We start from the raw sequence: 13,600 nt of genomic DNA, 5'->3' as shown, positions 1-13,600 counted from the left end.
CCAGTCCCCGGACAAGGGCGCATGACCGTGGTATCGCGTGTCGCCGGTCTGCGTCACCCTGTTGTCATGAAAGGCTTCGACAGATCGGCCGAACCGGAGCAGGACCCTGATGGACTATTTCAAGCGCTTCAACTTCCTCTTCGCCACGCCCGCCTTCGACGAGGAGGATCTGGAGGGCCAGCGCTTCCACCAGATCGTCGACCAGATCGAAAAGTCCGGTTTCGAGGTGGTCAGGGCGCCGAAGCTGGAAGATGCGGAAATCGCGGTCCAGACCGACGCCGCCATCGGCTGCATGGTGGTCGACTGGGGCAAGAAGGGCCTGGAGGGTCGCACCTCCGCGCTGATCAACCTCATGCGGAGGCGCGGCCTCGACTTCCCGATCATCCTGCTGATCCGCCGCAAGCGTTTCGAGGACCTGCCGGTGGAGGTTCTGGACTTCATCGACGGATACGTCTTCCTGTCCGAGGAGACGCCGGCCTTCATCGCCAAGAACCTGATCAGCCGGCTGAAGCAATATGCCGAGACGCTGAAGACGCCCTTCTTCGGCCAGCTCGTCGACTATGCCGAGGAGGGCAACCAGCTCTGGACCTGCCCGGGTCACAACGGCGGCGTCTTCTACAGCCGTAGCCCGATCGGCCGGGTGTTCATGGAGCATCTGGGCGAGGCGGTGTTTCGCGACGATCTCGACAATTCCGTCCTCGATCTCGGCGACCTCCTGACCCATGAGGGCCCCGCCCTGCATGCGCAGAAGGAAGCGGCCAAGATCTTCGGCGCCGAGAAGACCTATTTCGTGCTGAACGGCACCTCTTCGTCCAACAAGATCGCCCTCGGGGCGCTGGTGACAGACGGCGACCTCGTCCTCTTCGATCGCAACAACCACAAGGCCGCCCACCATGGCGCCCTGATGATGGCGGGTGGCCTCCCCGTCTACATCCCGACGGTGCGCAATGCCTGGGGACTGATCGGCCCGATGCGCCATGACGCCTTCGACGAGGACGCGCTGCGCGAACGCATCCGCACCCATCCGCTGGTCAAGGATCCCGAGGCGTGGAAGAAGCCGCGGCCGTTCCGCGTCGCCGTCATCGAGCAATGCACCTATGACGGCACGATCCACAACGCCGAGATCATCCTTGAGCGCATCGGCCACCTTTGCGACTACATCCTGTTCGACGAGGCCTGGGCGGGCTTCATGAAGTTCCACCCCCTCTATGCGGGCCGCTTCGCCATGGGCCTCGGCGAGCTCGGGCCGGATGCGCCGGGTATCATCGCCACCCAGTCGACCCACAAGCAGCTCGCCAGTTTTTCGCAGGCCTCGCAGATCCACATGAAGGATCGCCACATCAAGGGCCAGAAGCGGCGCGTCGAGCATCGTCGTTTCAACGAGAGCTTCATGCAGCACGCCTCGACCTCGCCCTTCTACCCGCTGTTCGCCTCGCTCGACGTCGGCGCGCAGATGATGAAGGGTCGCTCCGGCGTGGTCCTCTGGGACGACACGATCCGGCTCGGCATCGAGCTGCGCAAGAAGATCCGGGCCGTCAGGCGCGAGTTCGAGGAAAAGGAACAGCGCCCGGAGCGCCGCTGGTTCTTCGAGCCCTTCGTGCCGGACCGGGTGACGATTCCGGACGCGGCCCGCCCGGGTGCGTCCCACGATGTTGCCTGGGAATCGGTCAGCACCGATCAGCTCGTTGCCGATCCGTCCTTCTGGGAACTGGCGCCGGGGGCCGGTTGGCACGGCTTTCCCGACATGGCGCCCGGCTTCGCCATGACTGATCCCAACAAGCTGACGCTCCTGACTCCCGGCTTCGACCGCGCCACGGGCGCCTATGCCGATCACGGGATTCCCGCGCCGATCGTCGCCCAGTTCCTGCGCGAGAACCGCATCGTGCCGGAAAAGAACGACCTCAACTCGCTGCTCTTCCTGCTGACCCCCGGTGTCGAGGCGAGCAAGGCCGGCACGCTCGTCAGCGGGCTCGTCGCCTTCAAGAGGCTGCACGACGACAACGTCACCATCGAGGAGGCGATCCCGGAATTTTTCCGCCGCCGGCCGCAGCGCTATGCGGGCGTGCGCCTGCGCGACCTGTGCGCCGACATGCATCGCTTCTTCCGCGAGGCGGACGTGAGCGCCCTGCAGGCGCGGCAGTTCTCGATCGAGCACCTGCCCGACATGGCGATGTCGCCGCACGATGCCGCGCGGTGTCTGGTGCGCAACGATGTCGACTACCTGCCGATTGACCAGATCGCCGGACGCGTCGCGACGACGCCCTTCGTGGTCTATCCTCCGGGCATCGCGACCGTGGTACCGGGCGAGCGGCTGACCGAAAAGGCGCAGCCGATGATCGACTATCTCAAGATGTTCGAGGCCTGTTTCAACACCTTCCCGGGCTTCGAGGTCGAGATCCAGGGCGTCTATCGCGAGATCGACGAAGCCGGGCGCATCCGCCTCCACACCTATGTCGCGTCGGAATAGGGAGGGATCACCATGGCCGAACTCTTCCCGATCACCGTCAGACCGTCACGTGACTCCGACGTCGAGGACATGCTGGCGATATACCGGCATCACATCCGCCGCGGCGTCGAGGAAGGCGTCGACGACGCGGAAACGCCGGAGCCCGACGATCTCCGCGAGCGGCGCAAGAACTTCCGCACCCGGCGCTATCCGCATCTCGCCGCGACCATCGAGGGCCGCGTCGTCGGCTATGCCTATGTCGTGCTGTTCCGCAAGCGGCCGGCCTATCGCTACACCGTCAAGCACTCGATCTACGTCCACCACGACCACCTCGGTCGGGGCGTCGGGAGGGCGCTGCTGAAGGACATGATCGATGCATGCGCCGCTGCCGGCTTCCGGCAGATGATCGGCTATGTCGATGCCGACAATGCCGCCTCGCTCGGCTTGCACGATTCCTTCGGCTTCGTCCGCGTCGCCCATCTCCCCGGCGTCGCCTATCGTTATGGGCGCTGGGCAGACAGCGTCATGGTGCAGCGCTCGCTCGGACCCGGCACGACCACACCTCCGCCGCCGCTGCCGCTATCGCGCTAGGCGGGCCCGCCGACACCGAGCACCGACAGGGCTTCGGGGATCTTCTGCTTGACCTTGAAGAACCCCGCCGTCGCGTGGGCCAGATCTCCGTGTCCCAGTCGCGCCGCCACTCGCAGACGGTTATGTCGCGCGCGGCGAGGGCAGGGACCGCGCGTCGCAGCCAGTCATGGAGCGGCCCTGGCGTGACGATCTGCATCGCTCCCGCACCCGCTGCCCAGCGCGCCAGGTCCTCCGGCGCACCGGCGCGGAGCGCGAGGGCGGAGACGCGGCCCTGCCGCGGCGCGTCATGTCTGTGCGGGCGGGTCGGGGCTCTTGTTGAGAAGCTTCGATAAGGCGGCGGTGATCTGCGCCATCGCGTGGCTTCGCTAGCGGAATGCTCTGGGGGACGCCGCGCGATGCCTATTCGTCCGCGCTGGCTCCGGTCATTTGACGACTGGCAGTTCGGGTTTTCCCGCGCGGGCCCGTTGCGCGATGTCCCACCCACTGACGCCGGACGCACCGAGATTGATGTCTGTGACGAGCGCCCTGATTTTCTCCAGTTCGGATGAGAGAACGGACAGTGCCTCCTCGGCGGTCTGCGCGGTCAGAACCGAATAGCCGCCATCTTCGAGGCCCGTCTGGAGATCGATCAACAAAATCGTCTCATCCTCGACGATCAAGATTGGTATAGGTGAGTTCATGGGGAGAGCGCTTTCGCTGTATATTTAAAACAGCGGCGCCGAAGGGGGCTGCGTCTGGTCCATGGGATACTCCCGAGGCTGCTTCACCAGCTTAGACGAGCTAAGTGGCAATCTATGCCGCCACGCCGGCGAGGAGCCCCCCAAGGCGGCGGCAAAGTCGGTGAATTTGAGCCAGATCAAGCAGAACGGAGTTCCGGCGGGCCGGAGCGCCGAAGCGGGCGGTTCATCATCCGATTGTCACACGGACCGCCTAGCGCCGCTGGCGAGGGTGCCGTCACGGCGCCCGGCTGGAGGGCTCGGTCCATGGAAAAGGCGGATGCGGTCGCGGCGCTAGGCAAGGCGAAGCTGCTCGGTCCCGCCCTGTTGAAATCGGCACTCGCCGCCAACGACAGGTTGAAATTCGCCCTAACGGCCGTGCAGGCCGCCGCGGCCCGGGCGTTGCGCCCGGAAGGCCCTCGCATAGGCCTCGAGGCCGAATACGCGGCGGCCCACATGAACGCGCCCTGGCTGCTCGAGGCGGTGGACAAGAGCTGGGCTGGCGACAGCCGGATTCATATCCCGTCCCTCGAGCGGATCAGCCAGCTTCTCGCCGCCGACATCGCCGTCATGGCGCGTCCGCTGGCCGGCGAGGGCTCGCCCGGCGCCATGGCCCTGCTGAAGCGCATGGAGAGCTGGCGCGAGCGTCTCGCCACCGTGCGCGGAGAGACCCTGACGGCTGCGGACGTGGAGCATCTCGCCGGCGGCGACCGCCATGGCGAGGACACGCTCCATATCCTCGTGATGGACCTGCACAAGGCCCTCAACCGCCTCGCCGCGGCGCAGGCCGCCGAGACGGTCGAGGGGGCCCATGTCTGGGATATCGGGCCCGACGACCGGCCGCTGATCGCCGCCTTCATGGCGGGGCTCGACAGGACGAAGGGCCTGAAGCTCGACCATCCCGGTCTCGACACCGCGGCGACGCGGGACGGCGACCGCTTGCTGATTCAGAACGATATTGGCACGAACGACGCCCATGTCCTCGTGATCGAGATTGCGGACACCACCATCTCGCTTGTCTATTCGGACCTGCGCCGGCGTCGCTTCACCTTCTTCCAGCAACTTCTCGCCGACATGGGCGCCGAGTGGTCGGGCGTCGGCGCGCGGACGAGCGAAGGCCTCAATCAAGGGGCCAGCTACGTCGTCGGGGTCGCGTGCATCGCCTGCGTCGACCGCGAGGCCCTCGTGGGGCGACTGGCCGATCTCGGCTCCCGCATCGTCTTCCTCATCGACTGGAACCGCGCCCGCAAGCAGCTGGAACGCCTGGTCCGGCGGCGGGTGGCGTTGGCGACGCTGAACGAAGCGGCACGGCGGCCGCTGGGTCACATGGGCTGGCTCGCCATGGGCGGGGACCGGCTGGTCTTCGCCGCGATGGAGGCGGCGGGCGGGCAGCAGTTCCGTATGGGCGAGAGGCTGGACGATGTACTGGGCGAGGAGTGGGCGCGGCTCTTCCTGCTGGATTGTTTCGGCCTCGCCCACGAAGCCGCCCTGGCGCGGCGCCGGCCGCAACAGGTCGCCGACCAGGTGCGCCTGCTGCTGATGCGCCATCTGTCTCACCACCGCGACGCCTTCTCACGGGTGGCCGAGCATGCCGCCCTCTGCCATGCGCTCTCCGAAGGGCTGCGCGACGCCCTGGCCCACGGCACCCAGAAGCACCCGGGGGCGGCGCGCAAACTCGCCGATCGTGCCAAGCGATGGGAACGTCTGGCGGACGACATCGTGGTCGGCCTGCGCGAGGCGGCGTCGGCCTCGGCGCGGCTGCGCCCCTTTTTCGAGCTCGCTTCGGTCAGCGACGACTGTGCCGATCATCTGGAGGAGGCGGCGTTTCTGCTGTCGGTGATCGCCGAAAGCCAGTCCGGCGACTGGTCGGATGACCTGACGGGGCGGCTCGGCGCCCTCGCCGGCAAAGTGCTCGAGGCTGCGCAGGACCACGTCCGCAGCCTCGCCATTGCCGACTCGTTGTCCAGCGCCGGTTCCGACACCGCGCGGGTCGAAGACCAGGACGCGTTCCTCGCGGCCTGTTGGCGGGTCGTCTCGGCCGAGCAGGCCTGCGACGACCTCGCCCGCGACGTGAGACGGCAACTGGCCCGTGACGGCGGGAAGCCCAATCTGGTGAGCCTCGTAACGGATTTCGCGGCCGCCCTCGAGGGCGCGTCGGATGCCCTGCTTCGCGCCGGCTACCTGATGCGCGACGTGGTCTTCACGAGCATCGATCCGATCGCCATGGGTGCCGCGCATGAGCGCTGATCTCCGCAGCGACGCGGCGCGTTCGGTTCACCGCATCGCCCGCCATGGGGCCCTCGAACGGGACGTCGGGGCCGATGTCGTCGGCTTCAAGGCCTTCAACCTCGCGCGGATGGCCGAGCTCGGATTGAACGTTCCGCCAGCCTTCGTCATCGGCACCGGGTTCTGCGCCGTACCGGCGGAAGCGACCGTCGCGGTCTGGCACGATCATCTGGCTTGGCTGGAGAGCGCCACGGGTCTCGCCTTCAACGACCCTCGCAAGCCGCTGCTCCTCTCCGTCCGGTCCGGGGCCCCTGTGTCCATGCCGGGCATGATGGAGACGCTGCTCAACATCGGACTGTCGGACCACACCCTGGCCGGCATCATCCGCACCAGCGGCAACCCGCGGCTGGCCTGGGATGCCTATCGACGACTGGTTGCGGCCTTCGGGGAGGTGGTGGCGGGTGTCGATGCAGCCGCCTTCGAGGCCGATCTCGCCGCCGTCGCCGGCGACCAGGCCGACCGGGATCTCGACCACCTCGCCCTGCGCGAGCTCGCCCGCCGTCATCTCGCGACCTATCGCCGGGAAGCGGGGGCGCCATTCCCGCAGGATCCCTACGAGCAGCTCGACCGGGCGATCGCCGCCGTCTTCGGGTCCTGGTCCAGCGCCAGGGCCTCATCGTACCGGACCATGCGCGGCCTTCCGGATACGCTCGGAACCGCAGTCACGGTGCAGCAGATGGTCTTCGGCAATGCCGGCGGGCTGTCGGGCGCCGGCGTTGGCTTCACCCGTGATCCGACCGACGGAACGCCGGCCCCCTGGGTGGACTTCCTGTTCAACGCGCAGGGCGAGGACGTGGTCAGCGGCCGGCGCAATGCGGGATCCGGCGAGATCCTCGGCGCCGTGGCCCCCGGCGTCTGGAACGACCTCGTCGCCGCGACGCGGGCACTGGAGATCGCGTTTCGCGACATGCAGGATTTCGAGTTCACCGTGCAGGACGGGCGCCTGTTCCTGCTCCAGACGCGCAACGGAAAGCGAACGCCCCAGGCGGCGGCGCGGATCGCGCTCGACATGGCGGAGGAGGGGCTGATCGACCGGCAGACGGCGCTCCGGCGCACGGGCGACCTGACGCCCGAGGGGCTCGCCGTCACGCGGCTCGGCGGGGGGGCGGAGGCCGCCACTCCCATCGCGACCGCGGCGTCGGCGTCGGCCGGCGCGGTCAGTGGCAGGATCGCGCTCGACGAGGCGGCCTCGCTTCGCCTGGCGCAGGGAGGCGAGGCCGTCATCCTGGTGCGCCGGGACGCGGAGACCAGCGATATCGCGGCGCTCGATCATGCCGCCGGCCTGCTGACGCAGAACGGGTCGCGCACGTCCCACGCCGCCGTCGTCGCGCGCCAACTGGGCAAGGTCTGCCTCGTCGGCTGCGGGGCCCTCAGCATCGACGAGCCGGCGCGCTCCATCGCGATCGCCGGCTGGTCATTTCCGGAAGGCGCGGAGCTGACGATCGACGGCAACGACGGCCGGATCTATCGCGGCCGGCTGGCCATCGAACGCGTGCCGCCGGCTGGTCTTTGGGAGCGACTCCAGGCCCTGCGGAACGAGACGGACGCCGGCTGAAGTGCCGCCGATCCTCGCGGGATCGAGATACCGATCGTCCCGAGGCGCGCAGCCCGTCGTGATGCCGCCATCGTCGAGCAGTTGCGACGGTGAGCGCCGGTATTCGTCGGAAGGCCGAGACTCGGGGGCACCGACTTCGGACAAGCGCAGGTATCCGCCGCCTCCACCGCTACTCGGCGGCCATGCTCTTGATGATGCCGGGGAACGCGGTGGGTTCCGTGCTGAGGAACTGGCCGGCATTCTGGATGACGTTTTCCGTCGTTTCGCGAATGTGGCGCTCGATCAGGTTCTTGGCGGCGGGCGCGTCGCGCGCAATGACCGTCTCCATCAATGTGCGGTGCTCGACGTCCTTCGGCCGCCACTTCGTCCGGAACTGGCAGGACATGCGGCGGTAGCGATGGGCGCGCTGGAACAGCTTGTCTCGAAAATCGAGCAGCGTCGGAGATTGGCAGGCACTGACCAGCGAGCGATGAAAATCACCATGCAGAACCGCCCACTCGTCCGACATGAAATAGAGATCGTTCAACCGCGCCTTGAGGCGATCCATGCGGTGGAAGGCGGCGATGATCTGCGCTTCCCAATCGTCATCCCCATGAAGGATGGACCGTGCGATGCATTCCTGGTCGACGAGCACACGGACGTTTGTGAGGTCCTGGAGATCGGAGAGGTAGAGGGGCGCGACCATGAAGCCGCGCTGCCCCTCGCTGACGACCAGGCCTTCGGCGACGAGGCGCTGCAGGGCTTCCCGCAAGGTCGAGAAACTGACCGCGTAAAGCTCCTTCAGCGTCTCGAAACGCATTCGCGTTCCAGGCTTCAGAGCGCAACTGATGATGTCGAGGCGCATACGGTGGAGAACGTCTCCCGCCCGTGTCTCCTCGGCTCCCCTGGGTTCTGACTTCGCGGCCATCGAACGGCTCCGTGGGCCAAGCGGCGGGCTGCACGGCATCGCGGAGGCGATGCGGCATGCGGCGACCGCGCCCTGTATCGCAGCTTCGCGAGCTTAGCGCAAATCCCGAGGAATATCGAAAATGCGCGTGCATGTGGGTGTCTGCGCGGCGTTAGCGTGCGGGCGGAACGGTGACCGAAGCAGGCCCTGACAGAGCGATTCTAAGGATTTTCGAAAATGTGACTATCAGTCGAAAATGCATTGATCCCGGCTTCGGACTGCGCTACCAAAATCGCAAATAGACCCAGCGGGAGGGCGCACGGATGACGCACCTGGTGCACGCCATCGGCCATATGAAGATCAACACCAACGTGGTCGACGCCGTCGTCCGCGAGGCGACCGAGATCCTCGGTCTGAAGGTCACCTACAGGGGCGACGGGCAGACATGGCTGAGTTCGAACGGCCGCGCCGCCGAGCTCGTGCTGGTCCACGCCGCCGAGAATTCCGCCCATACGATCGGGCTCGAGGCCCTGACGGTCGATGCGGTCCGCGCCGCCGAAGCCAATGTCGCTTCGGCCGGCTGCACCGTCGTCAGCCGCGAGCCGAGCCTGTCCTGCTTCGCGGCCGGGTTCACCTTCGTCACGCCGGAGGGTCTGCGCTTCGAGATCCACACCCCGATCCGCGATGACCTGTCGGCGCGCCGCCATCCGACCTATGGCGTCAGCGCCAACCGGATGGACCACATCAATCTCCTGACCCCCGATCCCGTGGCAACGCGCCGGCACCTCGAGATCATCGGCGGGCTGCGGCTGTCGGAGATGCTGGTCAACGACAGCCTGAGCTGGATGTATGGCGGCAACCGCCAGCACCACATCCTCGGCCTGGTGAAGGGCAAGGTGGGCGTGCACCACATTTCCTTCGAATTCCTTGACGCCAGCCAGTTCATCCGGCTCGGCGACACGCTGGACCGCTTCGACAAGCAGATGCTGTGGGGCCCCGGTCGCCATCGTCCGGGCGACAACGTATATTCCTATTACGTCGACCCCGCCGGCGCGATGATCGAGTGTTCCAGCGGCATGTCGATCATCGCCGATGACGCCAACTTCACGGCGAATGTCATCACCAATCTGGAGCGCCCGGGGAACGTGCGCGCGATGAACGTGTGGGGCACGCCGGCGCCACTCGAATGGCGCGAGTTCAACTTCCCCTTTGCGCAGCTCGGCTGACGGCGAAAGTCCGCCGCCACCGTCCGCGCCAACAACCAAGCACTGCCCGAGGACCGCCCCATGGAAGAAAGACTGTCGTTCCAGTCGGATGGCTTGAAGCTCTCCGCCGTCCTGCACGTCCCCGAAGGACGTAAACCCGGCCAGAAGTTGCCGGCCTTCATCGTCCTGCACGGCTTCGTCGGCTCCAAGGACGAGTCCCATGCCGAGATCCAGGCGCGCATGCTGGAAGAGATGGGCTATGTGGCGCTGCGCTTCGACTTCCGCTGCTGCGGCGAGAGCGAAGGCGAACGGGCGCAGGTCCGCTGCTTCGATCAGGTCGCCGACGCCAAGAACGCGCTGACCTTCCTGCAGGCCCGCGAGGAGGTCGATCCCGACCGCATCGGCGTCCTCGGTCACAGCTTCGGCGCGGCGGTCGCCGTCTATGCCGCCGGCATCGACAGCCGTTTTGCCTGCGTGATCTCGTCCTGCGGTTGGGGCGACGGTGAGCGCAAGTTCCGCGGCCAGCATCCGACACCCGAGGCCTGGGCGAAGTTCACCGGCCTTCTCGAGAAGGGCCGCCGCCACAAGCAGGAGACCGGCGAGAGCATGTGGATCTCGCGCTTCGACGCGGTGCCCATCCCTGAACATCTGCGCAAGAACCTATCGCCCAAGGCGATCATGGAGATCCCGGTCGAGACGGCCTGGAGCATGTACAATTTCCGGGCCGACGACGTGGTCGGCGATATCTCCCCCCGCCCGATCCTGTTCTTCCATACCGCCAACGACACCATCACGCCGACCGAGCAGTCGCTTCGGATGTACGAGAAGGCGGGGCAGCCGGCGGAACTCCTCATCGTGACGGGCACCTCGCATTTTCCCCTGTCGCCCCAGGATGCGCCGCGCACCAAGACCATTCTGAAGGGCTGGCTCGACAAGTTTATCCCGAGCCCTCTGGGAGTCTGAAATGGCAAAGCCCGCGGCAAAGCGCATCGCGGCATCGACGTTGGAGCGTTATGCCGGCGCGCTCCTCGAGGCTGGCGGCTTTGCACCTGACCATGCCGTCCAGACGGCGGAGATGCTGGTCTGGGCCAATCTGCGCGGCGTCGAGTCCCACGGTGTCCTGCGGATCCCCCGCTACGTCGAGATGGTCGCGCTGGGGCTGATCAATCCCACGGCGTCCGTCCGCCAGGTCGCCGGCCGCGGCGCTGTCTGCGTCCTCGACGCAGACCGGGCGCCGGGTGCCGTGGCGATGAACGCCGCCAGCGACAGGGCCATCGCCCAGGCCCGCGATCACGGCGTCGGCTGGTGCGTCGTCAAGCGGATCACCCATGCCGGCGCGATCGGCGTCTATGCCGAGAAGATCGCCGCGGCGGGTTTCGCCGCCATGGTGATGACGGCATCGAAGCCGTTGATGATCTATCATGGTGCCCGGTCCGAGGGCGTATCGACCAATCCCCTGGCCATTGCGGTGCCGACGGCCGACCCCGCCCGCCCGATGATCTTCGACATGTCGACGGCGGCCGTCGCCGCCGGCAAGATCACCGCTGCGAAGGATGCTGGCCGCGCCATCCCGCTCGGCTGGGCGGTCGATGCGGAGGGCCGGGAGACGACCGATCCGGCAGAGGTCAAGGCGGTTTTGCCGATGGCCGGGCCGAAGGGCACGGGCCTGTCCCTGATGATCGAGATCCTGGCGAGCGTGCTGGTGGGCAACCCGCTGATCACCCTGGCCCTTCGCGACGGGATCGAGCCCGGCGGCAACGGCATCGTCGTGGCGCTCGACCCGTCCGCCTTCGGCGCGGCCGACCAGTTTCCAACAGGCGTGAGCGATCTTGCCGCCGCCATCAAGGCCCTGGAGCCTGCGACCGGAGCCTCAGTGCTGTTGCCGGGCGAGCGCGGCGATGGCGAGCGCCTGCGCCGGCTTGCCGACGGCATTCCCGTCGCCGACGGTACGGCCTCACGTCTCGCCGCCCTCGCCGCGAAGCTCGGCGTCCAAGTGCCTGATCAACTGGCCTGAAAAATCCCGACCAGCCCCGGGGCGGATCATCCTCCGCCCCGGGGTCCTGAAAGACAAAAACTGACCTGGAGGAAACGATGCGCAGACATCTCGCCGCCCTTCTGATGGGCCTCGTCGCTCTGGCGACCCCCGCTGCGGCCAATGACTTCCCCAACCGGCCGATCCGCATCCTTCATGGCTTCGCCGCCGGCGGCAACGCCGACATCGTCGCCCGCATCATGGCCGAGGAGATGCGCAAGACGCTGGGCCAGACCCTCGTCGTCGAGGCGCGCCCCGGCGCCGGCGGCAACATCGCATCCCAGGCGACGGCCCGGTCGGAGGCGGACGGCTACACGATCGTCCTGCTGACGACGGCTCACGCCATTTCGCCGGCGCTGATCAAGACGCTGAACTTCGATCCGATGAGCGATTTCCAGTTCCTGTCGATGGTCACCGACTTTCCCTTCTTCATCGTCGTCAACGAGGCGTCCCGCTTCAAGACGATCCAGGAACTCGTCAGCGAGGCGCGGGCCAAACCGGGTGTCCTGACCGCGGGGACGGCCGGTGTCGGAACGGGCCACCACATGGGGCTGGAACTGATGTCGAGCGCCCTCGACGTCAAGTTCGTCCATGTGCCCTATCGGGGCGACGCCGGTTCGATCACCGGGGTTCTCGGCAACACGGTCGACTTCATCATCGCCCCCGGCGCCGCCGTCCTGTCCTCCATCGAGGGGGGAAAGCTGCGGGCGCTCGCCGTCACCGGACCGCAGCGCTGGCCGGCCACGCCCACCGTGCCCACCCTCTCCGAAAGCGTCTCGCCGGGCCTGGAGATGATGGCCTGGATCGGTTTCGCCGCCCCGAACAATGTGCCGCGCCCCGTCGTCGACAGGCTCAACACGGCGATCCGGCAGGCCGTCGAATCGCCTGAGGTTCGCGCCCGGCTCGCCAGCCTCGGCGGCTACCCGAGCGCCAGCACTCCCGAGGAGATGACGCGCAAGGTCGCGGCCCAGATCGCCTTGTGGAAGGACGTTGCCGCCAAGGCGGGCATGCAGGCCCAGTAGCCGTTCCGGACTGACCGGCTCGCGATCGCAGGCGAGCCCCTTTGCCCTCGGTACACCTTTCGGCCCGGGCCGAAAGGTGTAAAGGCACGTCTGGCGATGGCAGGGTCGACCTTTATCGGTGTCCGGGGCCTTCCCGGGCATTCGAGCCGCCCGCGCCCCCCGACGCGTTTCCGGTCAAATCCGCGCGATCGACTTGTCAACCACTGTCCGGCCCTCCTTATGGTTCAGCAAGACAGGATGGCTGATGGGTACGGGCGCCGACCTATACAGGCGCCTGCAGCCACGCATCCTCCGGAACCGACGACAGGAGAGACTGCGTTGACGAAAAACCGATCAACTCGCCGCCGCTTCCTCGCCACCAGCACGGCCATCGCCAGCGCGGCCTTGCTGACCCATCCGTCGGGCCTTCTGGTCCCGGCCAGGGCACAGAGCCTGGCGCCGACGCCGACGATGCGCGGCGGCGCCAACAATTACATGCCCGGAGCGCCGGTGGTCAGCCGCATCGGCGGTGGCGGTTTCTGGATGAGGGGCAGCGTGCGCCGCGCAGGCGACGGCGCCCCTTTGCCCGGTATCCGTATCCAGATCTGGGCCCACACGACCGAGGGGCGCGAGTCCGATCCGCACAGCCATGGTGCGACCCTGACCGGCGCTGACGGCAGCTTCCGCCTGGAGATGCCGCAGATCGTTCCGATTTTCGGCCAGCCTCACGGCCATCTCGCCTATGGGGGCGCCGGCTTCAGGACCGTCTTCCTGCGTCCCGTCATGGCCAGCGCGCGGGACACCAGCCTGAGCGTCGATTTCGTGCTGCAGCCGGTCTGAGCCTTGTGCCGTCCATCCGTGCCGTTCTGATCTGGGCTGCCA

General features: G+C 67.2%; 11 protein-coding genes. 9 read left to right on the top strand and 2 right to left on the bottom strand.

Going from position 1 to position 13,600, the window contains the following annotated elements; all coding sequences use genetic code 11:
• Window positions 1-109: 109 nt before the first annotated feature.
• Window positions 110-2,467 (top strand): Orn/Lys/Arg decarboxylase N-terminal domain-containing protein, encoded by a 2,358-nt coding sequence (locus Q8O26_RS00570; protein ID WP_305572435.1) that lies wholly within the window; start codon window positions 110-112, stop codon window positions 2,465-2,467.
• 12 nt (window positions 2,468-2,479) lie between these two features.
• On the top strand, window positions 2,480-3,037 hold the full coding sequence (locus Q8O26_RS00565; RefSeq protein WP_305572434.1) for a GNAT family N-acetyltransferase: 558 nt from the start codon (window positions 2,480-2,482) through the stop codon (window positions 3,035-3,037).
• 422 nt (window positions 3,038-3,459) lie between these two features.
• Here the strand turns inward: Q8O26_RS00565 and Q8O26_RS00560 are convergent, their stop codons facing one another.
• On the bottom strand, window positions 3,460-3,717 hold the full coding sequence (locus tag Q8O26_RS00560; RefSeq protein WP_305572432.1) for a response regulator: 258 nt from the start codon (window positions 3,715-3,717) through the stop codon (window positions 3,460-3,462).
• A 303-nt stretch (window positions 3,718-4,020) separates the two neighbouring features.
• Here Q8O26_RS00560 and Q8O26_RS00555 point away from each other — a divergent pair, with 303 nt between their 5' ends.
• Both Q8O26_RS00555 and Q8O26_RS00550 read left to right on the top strand, forming a co-directional pair.
• Entirely contained in the window at window positions 4,021-6,000 is a 1,980-nt protein-coding gene (locus tag Q8O26_RS00555; RefSeq protein WP_305572430.1) for a DUF47 family protein, read from the top strand.
• Window positions 5,990-7,594, top strand: coding sequence for a PEP/pyruvate-binding domain-containing protein (locus tag Q8O26_RS00550; protein ID WP_305572428.1), 1,605 nt, complete (start codon window positions 5,990-5,992; stop codon window positions 7,592-7,594). Before Q8O26_RS00555 ends, Q8O26_RS00550 begins: the two co-directional genes overlap by 11 nt.
• Window positions 7,595-7,763: 169 nt before the next feature.
• On the opposite strand, the gene Q8O26_RS00545 is transcribed toward Q8O26_RS00550, so the two are convergent.
• Window positions 7,764-8,501, bottom strand: coding sequence for a GntR family transcriptional regulator (locus tag Q8O26_RS00545; protein ID WP_305572426.1), 738 nt, complete (start codon window positions 8,499-8,501; stop codon window positions 7,764-7,766).
• 302 nt (window positions 8,502-8,803) lie between these two features.
• Here Q8O26_RS00545 and Q8O26_RS00540 point away from each other — a divergent pair, with 302 nt between their 5' ends.
• From Q8O26_RS00540 to Q8O26_RS00520, 5 genes are all read left to right on the top strand, one after another.
• Complete coding sequence (locus Q8O26_RS00540) at window positions 8,804-9,706, top strand: VOC family protein (RefSeq protein ID WP_305572424.1); 903 nt, start codon at window positions 8,804-8,806, stop codon at window positions 9,704-9,706.
• 60 nt (window positions 9,707-9,766) lie between these two features.
• Window positions 9,767-10,648 carry an alpha/beta hydrolase gene (locus Q8O26_RS00535; RefSeq protein WP_305572422.1) on the top strand — a complete coding sequence of 294 codons (882 nt, stop codon included), beginning with the start codon at window positions 9,767-9,769 and terminating at the stop codon, window positions 10,646-10,648.
• Window position 10,649: 1 nt separating this feature from the next.
• On the top strand, window positions 10,650-11,699 hold the full coding sequence (locus Q8O26_RS00530) for an Ldh family oxidoreductase (RefSeq protein ID WP_305572420.1): 1,050 nt from the start codon (window positions 10,650-10,652) through the stop codon (window positions 11,697-11,699).
• Between the two features lie 77 nt (window positions 11,700-11,776).
• Window positions 11,777-12,739, top strand: a complete 963-nt coding sequence (locus Q8O26_RS00525; RefSeq protein ID WP_305572418.1) for a tripartite tricarboxylate transporter substrate binding protein — start codon at window positions 11,777-11,779, stop codon at window positions 12,737-12,739.
• A 318-nt stretch (window positions 12,740-13,057) separates the two neighbouring features.
• The gene (locus Q8O26_RS00520; protein ID WP_371134407.1) at window positions 13,058-13,558 is read left to right on the top strand and encodes a twin-arginine translocation pathway signal; all 501 of its coding nucleotides are present in this window, start codon (window positions 13,058-13,060) and stop codon (window positions 13,556-13,558) included.
• Window positions 13,559-13,600: the final 42 nt, after the last annotated feature.

Source organism: Phreatobacter sp. (assembly GCF_030691135.1).
In the GTDB taxonomy this organism is placed as follows: Bacteria; Pseudomonadota; Alphaproteobacteria; order Rhizobiales; family Phreatobacteraceae; genus Phreatobacter.
This window is presented reverse-complemented; position numbering and strand designations above follow the sequence as displayed.

What these genes read in the sequence shown, in the direction of transcription:
- Q8O26_RS00570 (WP_305572435.1), top strand. Translation starts at nt 110, where the DNA reads ATGGACTATTTCAAGCGCTTCAACTTCCTCTTCGCCACGCCCGCCTTC.
- Q8O26_RS00565 (WP_305572434.1), top strand. Translation starts at nt 2,480, where the DNA reads ATGGCCGAACTCTTCCCGATCACCGTCAGACCGTCACGTGACTCCGAC.
- Q8O26_RS00560 (WP_305572432.1), bottom strand. Translation starts at nt 3,717, where the DNA reads ATGAACTCACCTATACCAATCTTGATCGTCGAGGATGAGACGATTTTG.
- Q8O26_RS00555 (WP_305572430.1), top strand. Translation starts at nt 4,021, where the DNA reads ATGGAAAAGGCGGATGCGGTCGCGGCGCTAGGCAAGGCGAAGCTGCTC.
- Q8O26_RS00550 (WP_305572428.1), top strand. Translation starts at nt 5,990, where the DNA reads ATGAGCGCTGATCTCCGCAGCGACGCGGCGCGTTCGGTTCACCGCATC.
- Q8O26_RS00545 (WP_305572426.1), bottom strand. Translation starts at nt 8,501, where the DNA reads ATGGCCGCGAAGTCAGAACCCAGGGGAGCCGAGGAGACACGGGCGGGA.
- Q8O26_RS00540 (WP_305572424.1), top strand. Translation starts at nt 8,804, where the DNA reads ATGACGCACCTGGTGCACGCCATCGGCCATATGAAGATCAACACCAAC.
- Q8O26_RS00535 (WP_305572422.1), top strand. Translation starts at nt 9,767, where the DNA reads ATGGAAGAAAGACTGTCGTTCCAGTCGGATGGCTTGAAGCTCTCCGCC.
- Q8O26_RS00530 (WP_305572420.1), top strand. Translation starts at nt 10,650, where the DNA reads ATGGCAAAGCCCGCGGCAAAGCGCATCGCGGCATCGACGTTGGAGCGT.
- Q8O26_RS00525 (WP_305572418.1), top strand. Translation starts at nt 11,777, where the DNA reads ATGCGCAGACATCTCGCCGCCCTTCTGATGGGCCTCGTCGCTCTGGCG.